At 75.1% G+C, this 682-nt stretch carries 1 protein-coding gene; it reads right to left on the reverse strand.

Annotation, left to right across the window (positions count from 1 at the left end; genetic code table 11):
• A partial coding sequence (gene rpiA, locus FV223_RS29255; protein WP_147730068.1) for a ribose-5-phosphate isomerase RpiA occupies nt 1-462 on the reverse strand: 462 nt, incomplete at its 3' end.
• Nucleotides 463-682 lie beyond the last annotated feature (220 nt).

The following is a 682-nucleotide window of genomic DNA, read 5'->3' on the forward strand; positions in this document are numbered from 1 at the left end:
CGCGATCGCCGCCTCGACGGCGCGCCGGGTCGCCGTGAGGCCGAAGACGTTGACCTCGATCGGCAGCGGGAAGGCGCCGAGCGTCCCGACGCGCTTGGCGGCATCGGCGATCACCACCATGCGGCGGCTGGCGCAGGCGACGATCTTCTCGCGCAGCAGCGCCGCGCCCCCGCCCTTGATCAGCCGGAGATCGGCATCGACCTCGTCGGCCCCGTCGATCGTCAGGTCGAGCTCGGGCAGTTCCTCCAGCGTCGCGAGGCGGATGCCTTCCCGCGTCGCCGCCGCGTGGGTCGCCTCGGAGGTCGGGACGCCGACGACGTCGAGGCCGTCGCGAACCCCTGCGCCGAGCAACGCGACGAAGGCCGCCGCCGTCGATCCGGTGCCGAGGCCGAGCCGCATTCCGGGCTCGACGAGATCGAGGGCGCGGGCGGCGGCCGCGCGGCGCAGGTCCGGGCCGCTCACGACGACGTCCCGCCGTCGGGTCTCACGAAAGGATGCATGCGCAGGGTGCCGGTCCGTCCCGTTGGGATGCGGCACGCCCTAGCATGGCCGCCGTCGCGCCGGGAAGCCGCGGTACCGGCCGAGACCGGTATTCGGATGACGATCCCCCCGGTGGGATCCGGCTTCGTCAGAACCGGCTGCCGCCCTGCGGCGGCGTCGCGCTCGCGCCGGCCCGGCCCGG

The organism is Methylobacterium sp. WL116 (assembly GCF_008039455.1).
Lineage (GTDB): Bacteria > Pseudomonadota > Alphaproteobacteria > Rhizobiales > Beijerinckiaceae > Methylobacterium.